Source organism: Neisseria sp. P0009.S007 (assembly GCF_051962515.1).
The window spans coordinates 1-6296 of record NZ_JBQCVF010000078.1 but is presented as its reverse complement, the minus strand read 5'-3'; the positions used below and the strand labels follow the sequence as shown (position 1 = coordinate 6296).

7 protein-coding genes are annotated in these 6296 nt (G+C 54.0%); all 7 read left to right on the top strand.

Annotated elements, in window-relative coordinates; genetic code table 11:
• Positions 1 to 112 precede the first annotated feature (112 nt).
• Positions 113 to 565: a DUF7832 domain-containing protein gene (locus ACTHS3_RS08140; RefSeq protein ID WP_049336905.1), complete on the top strand. Its 453-nt coding sequence runs from the start codon at positions 113 to 115 to the stop codon at positions 563 to 565.
• Positions 566 to 576: 11 nt separating this feature from the next.
• A complete protein-coding gene (gene gmhB / locus ACTHS3_RS08135; RefSeq protein ID WP_070584588.1) occupies positions 577 to 1155 on the top strand; it encodes a D-glycero-beta-D-manno-heptose 1,7-bisphosphate 7-phosphatase in 579 nt (192 codons plus the stop codon).
• Between the two features lie 71 nt (positions 1156 to 1226).
• Positions 1227 to 1958 (top strand): lysophospholipid acyltransferase family protein, encoded by a 732-nt coding sequence (locus ACTHS3_RS08130; RefSeq protein WP_440367633.1) that lies wholly within the window; start codon positions 1227 to 1229, stop codon positions 1956 to 1958.
• A gap of 65 nt (positions 1959 to 2023) precedes the next feature.
• Positions 2024 to 2719, top strand: coding sequence for a M48 family metallopeptidase (locus tag ACTHS3_RS08125; RefSeq protein WP_039862552.1), 696 nt, complete (start codon positions 2024 to 2026; stop codon positions 2717 to 2719).
• 172 nt (positions 2720 to 2891) lie between these two features.
• Positions 2892 to 3263, top strand: coding sequence for a hypothetical protein (locus ACTHS3_RS08120; RefSeq protein ID WP_004520945.1), 372 nt, complete (start codon positions 2892 to 2894; stop codon positions 3261 to 3263).
• A 156-nt stretch (positions 3264 to 3419) separates the two neighbouring features.
• On the top strand, positions 3420 to 4892 hold the full coding sequence (locus ACTHS3_RS08115) for a surface lipoprotein assembly modifier (protein ID WP_440367637.1): 1473 nt from the start codon (positions 3420 to 3422) through the stop codon (positions 4890 to 4892).
• 292 nt (positions 4893 to 5184) lie between these two features.
• The coding region (locus ACTHS3_RS08110; protein ID WP_440367631.1) for a subtype B tannase at positions 5185 to 6296 on the top strand (1112 nt) is incomplete at its 3' end.

Here is a 6296-nt window from a genome sequence, read left to right as displayed (position 1 = left end):
CCCGTATTTAAAGGTTAAATTCCCTTAAGGCCGTCTGAAACACCCTCTTTCAGACGGCCTAATTCATTATTTTCCGCTACAATATCCCCTTTCCCCCCAACGAACACCGTCCATGTACGACAATATCCGTTTCCATCTCGACGAAGACTATCCCGACCAGCTCCCGCCCGAAAACGCCGCCACCCACATCGGCATGTACTGGCAGTGGGCGGCGCAGGCAGGCCTCGTCAACCCCGTCTGGCAAACCGCCCCCGAAACCGCAGCCGACTTCGCCGCCATGACCTCGGGCAAAATCAGCGGACGGCACTTCCTGCTCAAACACATGGACGGCGCATTGACAGCGGACGACTTTACCGAACTCGGCCAACGGTTTACCGAGTTCTACTACACCGACGAAGAAGACGGCTACGGCGCATTTATGGAAGACTACGTCCTCGCCCTCGACACGCCCTCGCTCGGCGGCTTCTACCACGTCAAAAACACCCCGGAAACCTTCGCCAAACTGACACCCGTTTTTCAGACGGCCTTTGAAAAATGGAAAAGCAGTTTGAAAGCAGAAAAATAAGAGCCCAAACCATGAAACTCATCATCCTCGACCGCGACGGCGTCATCAACCAAGACCGCGACGATTTCGTCAAATCCGTTGACGAATGGATTCCCATCGAAGGCAGCATGGATGCTATCGCCTTTTTAACGCAGGCAGGCTACACCATCGCCGTGGCCACCAACCAATCCGGTATCGGCCGCAAATACTTTACCGTGCAAGACCTGACTGAAATGCACGCAAAAATGCACCGCCTTGCCGTTCAAGCAGGCGGTACCATCGACGGCATTTGGTTTTGCCCGCACACCGCCGCCGACAACTGCGAATGCCGCAAACCCAAGCCCGGCATGATTATCGACATCATCGAACGCTTCAAGGCCAATGCCGCCGAAACCTGGCTGGTCGGCGACAGCCTGCGCGACCTGCAAGCCATTGATGCCGCAGGCGGCAAATCCGCGCTCGTCCTGACCGGCAAAGGCAAAAAAACACTGGCCAAACACGAGCAAGAACTGCCCGAACACACCCAAGTCTTCGACAACCTGCTCGCTTTCTCGCAATACATCATGCGTGAAAACACACAAATCGAAGAAGCCGCGCAAGCCATCCTATAAACGACAAGGCCGTCTGAAACCAGCCGACAACGGCGTTCAGACGGCCTTCAAACGACAGACTTTTCCCAGATATGCTGATTATCCGCAACCTGATTTACTGGCTCATCCTTTCCTCTAGCATTATTTTGCTGTTCCCCTTTATGCTGCTTGCCCTGCCCTTCCAAGGCGGCGCACACAAAATGGCGCAAATTTGGGTGCGCATCCTCAACTGGTCACTCAAGCACATCATCGGTTTGAACTACACCTTAAGCGGCGCGGAAAACATTCCCGACCACCCTGCCATTATTTGCGCCAAACACCAAAGCGGCTGGGAAACCCTCGCCCTGCAAGAGATTTTTCCGCCGCAAGTCTATGTTGCCAAACGCGAACTCTTCAAAATCCCTTTCTTCGGCTGGGGCTTGAAGCTGGTCAAAACCATCGGCATCGACCGCAGCAACAGCCGCGAAGCCAACAAACAACTCTTAGAACAAGGCCTTGCGCGTAAAAACGAAGGCTATTGGATTACCATTTTCCCCGAAGGCACACGCCTGCCGCCCGGCGAAAAAGGCCGCTATAAGCTCGGCGGCGCGCGCATGGCAAAAATGTTTGAGATGGACATCGTCCCCGTCGCGCTCAACAGCGGCGAGTTTTGGCCGCGCAATTCCTTCCTCAAATACCCCGGCACGGTCAGCGTCATCATCGGCAAACCCATTGCCCACAACAACGGCAATGAAGCCGAACTCATGGCTCAATGCGAGCAATGGATCGAAAGCCAACAGCCCCTGATTACCGGACAAGGCCCGTTCGCGCCCAAAACCAAATAAATCATTCCATCGGGTGGGCCGCTATACCCGCCCTTTCCATGCCGTCCAATATTTTTCTCAACATCATGCCCCACCTCCATACCCATACCCTTTCAGACGGCCTCACCATTCATATCCAGCTCAAACGCAGTGCCAAGAAAAACCTCATCTTGCGCCCCGTTTCCGCCGATACCGTCAGCATCAATATCCCTCCGTTTGTTACCCAGCGCACCTTTACCCAATGGCTGAACGACAACGAAGCCATCCTGCGCCGTACCCTAAACAAAACACCGGCTCGGCAAACACCTACAGACACGCTTCCCGAATGGATTTGGTATCAAGGCGTTCAGACGGCCTTGTCCGTCCACGCAGCAAACCACATCCAAATCAGGCCGTCTGAAATTCTGTTGCCCGAAAAAGAAACCGCCGCCCAACTTACCCATTTGCGCCGCTTCCTGCACGAGCGTGCGCACGAATATCTGCTACCGCGCCTCGAAGGCCATATCCGAACCACCCACCTGACCCCGAGCGCCATTTCCCTTTCCAACGCCAAAACCTTCTGGGGCGTTTGCCGCCACACCACCGGCATCCGCCTCAACTGGCGGCTCATCGGCACGCCCGAATATGTCGCCGACTACGTCTGCCTGCACGAACTCTCCCACCTGCGCCATCCCAACCACAGCCCTGCATTTTGGGCTCTAACCCACTCGCTCACGCCGCATGTCGACCAAGCCGAACAATGGCTGAAGGCGCACGGCGGCGAATTATTCCACCTCGGCTAAGTCTTTCCAGCAGCATTTTTCTGCAAGCAAACACCAGCCCAAAGCAAAGAATCAACGTCCTCCAAACAAATCATGTAGCCGCGCGTAAAATCAGGTTTATCCGCTTGCCGCCCCCTCAGGCATGCCGATAAGATGATTTCGTTCTCAAAACCCTTTTCAGAAAGGAAAACCGATGACCAAAGCAAAATCGTTACTGGCCACCGGCATTTTGGCTCTTTTCTCCGCCACGGCATTCGCCTCCCCGCTGCCTTCCGAAATTTACCGTCCGGATGGCGCGCACACCATCAAAGCCGATCATCAAGGCGACGGCGAATTTGAATACGAAGCCGAACTTTCCGGCCAACGCAATTCCATTCCTTCCTTGGCCAAAAAAGTGATCGCCCACGCGCGCAGCAAAGGTTTCCATGTGGTTGAATCTGAAATCAAACACGACGATGCCGATCTGAAATTCAAACGCGGCAAACAAGAGCTGGACGTTTCCATCGAAGACAAAGGCCAAGGCCGCATCGAATACAAAGCCGATTTGGACTTGGACAAAAACTAAATCCGACTCGCAAACAAAGGCCGTCTGAAATCCCATCAGGTTTCAGACGGCCTTTTGTCGTCTTTATCAGATAAAATGGCACTCGGTTTGCAAAATTTCCGACTCAAAACATTGTACAATCTGCCCACTTATACCGATAACATCCCCAACATTGCCATGAGAAAACGTCTGTTCCTCCTCGCCATCCTTCCCCTTTCCCTTCACGCCGCCGATGTGCCGCCTGATGTAAAACCCGAGCTTCAAGTCAACACTGCCGAACCCCAACAACCCGAAGCGCACAATATCCCTGCCGAGCAGACAAACAGGCCGTCTGAAAAAATCATCAACGTCGATGCCGACATCCTGCTTGCCAACACCGAATTGCTGGCACGCGCCATGTATTCCGCCGTCGTCGCCCACAACATCCCCGGCATCAAAGCCGTTTTGCCCATTTACGAACAATGGCCCGAACACGACCGCGCCATGGCGCGCTATGCCAAAGGTTTGCTTGCCCAATCCGAAGGGCATGCCGCCGAAGCTGTCGGCCATTACCGCCGCTTTATCGCCGAGCAGCCCGATGCCTCCGCCGTCCGCTGGCAGCTTGCAACCGCCTTGTTTGAAGACAAACAAAACGAAGCTGCGGCCGACCAGTTTGACAAACTGCAAACCGAATCCCTCCCGCCCGCCTTGCAAGAACGCATCGAAACCTACCGCAAAGCCCTGCGCGAACGCGACTCATGGCAATTCAACGCCGGCTTGAACATCACGCGCGAGCAAAACATCAACCAAGCTCCCGGTCAACGCCGTCTTGGCAACCACCTGAGCGACGAACAATGCCGCGCCGTGCGCCTTGCCTATCCCGACGACTGCTTCCGAGGCTGGACATTCCCCGAACCCATCGATGCCACCGCCGTCCACTACCAAATCGGTGCAGAAAAAAAATGGTCGTTGCCACACGGCTTCTATGCCACGGCTGGCGCAGACCATTACGGCAAAATCTACCCCAAACACACCAACTACAACGACCTCACCACACGTTTCTCGGCAGGCATCGGCTATGCCGACCAGCGCAACGATATCGGCATTACCCCGTTCCACGAGCGCCGCTTCTACGGCAATGACCCCTACACCTACACCAACGGCGTACGCCTCCACTACAACCATTGGTGGCAACCCAAGCTGCAAACCCTCAGCGCATTTGAAGCAGGCCGTCTGAAAAACAGCCGCCGCGAGCATTCCAACAACACCAGCCAACTGCTCAGCAACTCCATCGTTTACTACCGCAACGCGCGCCAATACTGGGTGGCCGGTATCGACCTCTACCGCGAACGCAACCGCGACGACAAAGGCGACAGCTTCAACCGCTACGCCCTGCGCACCACATGGGGACAAGAATGGCCCAAAGGCCTCTCCACCGTCCTACGCCTCAGCGCCGCCCAACGCCGTTACCAAGCCCCCGGCTTCTTCAGCAACGAACAAAACCGCCGCGACAAAGAAGCTTCCGCCTCCCTGAGCGTATGGCACCGCGCCCTCCATTTCAAAGGCATCACCCCGCGCCTGACCATTGCCCACAACAAAACATGGAGCAACGACAAGTTCTACGAATACGGCAAAACCAAAATGTTTGTCGAATTGAGCAAAACGTTCTGACAAGTACGTTGAATCCGCGAATCAAGCATAAATACCGCCACACCTGCTTACTGATTTACAAGACAGATTCAAACTTTTACAGATACCGGATAAATAGATTTTTTAAGGCATAATGTCTTATTAAATTCATATTTATCAAATAGATGAGATTTAAGCCAATATTACTTTACAACGTAACGTACAACACTACATAACGCTACAAAAAAATCAGGCCGTCTGAAACCCGACTTGGCGTTTCAGACGGCCTAAGTATTCGTTATCATATCCGCTTACCTCTTCAGAAAGTATGATGATGAACGCCCTAAACAAAACCCTCTTATCCGTTTCTGTCGCGCTGGGATTGAGCGCCTGCGCTTCCGTCAAAACCACAGACACCTACGACCTAGACTTCTCCAAACAAAAATACACCGAACAAAGCATCGAAGTGAACGGTCAAGCCATCAAATTCCGCGCTTACGAAGGCGTGGTTTACGTCCGCAATCCTGTCGATACCCGTTACGAAATCATCAATATTTATGTACCCGAAGCCTATTACAACGGCGGCAAGATAGACGGTTTCAACGCCGAAACCGCACCGATTTTCCTGCCCAACCAAATCGGCGGATATATGCCTGCCGAACCGGGCAAACCCGCTTTAGAAGGCAAACGCGGCGAGCCTGAAGACGGCCAAAAATCGCCTAACGCCGCCCTGGTTGCCCTCTCCAAAGGCTACGTCGTCGCATCCCCTGGCGCACGCGGCCGGACAGAACCCACCGGCAAAGCACCTGCCGCCATCGTTGATTTGAAAGCCGCCGTCCGTTACCTTAAAGCCAACGACAAAGTTATGCTCGGCGATGCCGAAAAAATTATTTCCAACGGCACAAGCGCAGGTGGCGCGATGTCCACCCTCTTAGGCGCAACAGCCGACCAAAAAGATTACGAAAACCACCTCAAAGCCTTAGGTGCGGCAGACGGCAGCGACAAAGTTTTCGCCGTATCCTCCTACTGCCCGATTACCGATTTGGACCATGCCGATATGGCTTACGAATGGCAGTTCAACGGTATCAACGACTACAAAAAAATGAACATTTCCATGCTCGACTACCGCGTCAAACGCGAGCTGGTCGCCGGCACGCTGACCGATGACGAGAAAAAACTGTCCGACCTCCTCAAACCCCTATACCCCGCATACCTCAACAGCCTGAACCTGAAATCCCCCGAAGGCAAACCCCTGACACTGGACGCCCAAGGCAACGGCAGCTTTAAAAACCATATTGCCGGTTTAATTGCCAAATCCGCACAAGCCCAACTTGATGCAGGCAAAGACCTGAGCGACCGCACTTGGCTGACCGTCCGCAAAGGCAAAGTCGTCTCCGTCGATTTCGATGCCTACGCCAAAGCCGCCGGCCGCCAAAAAACACCGCC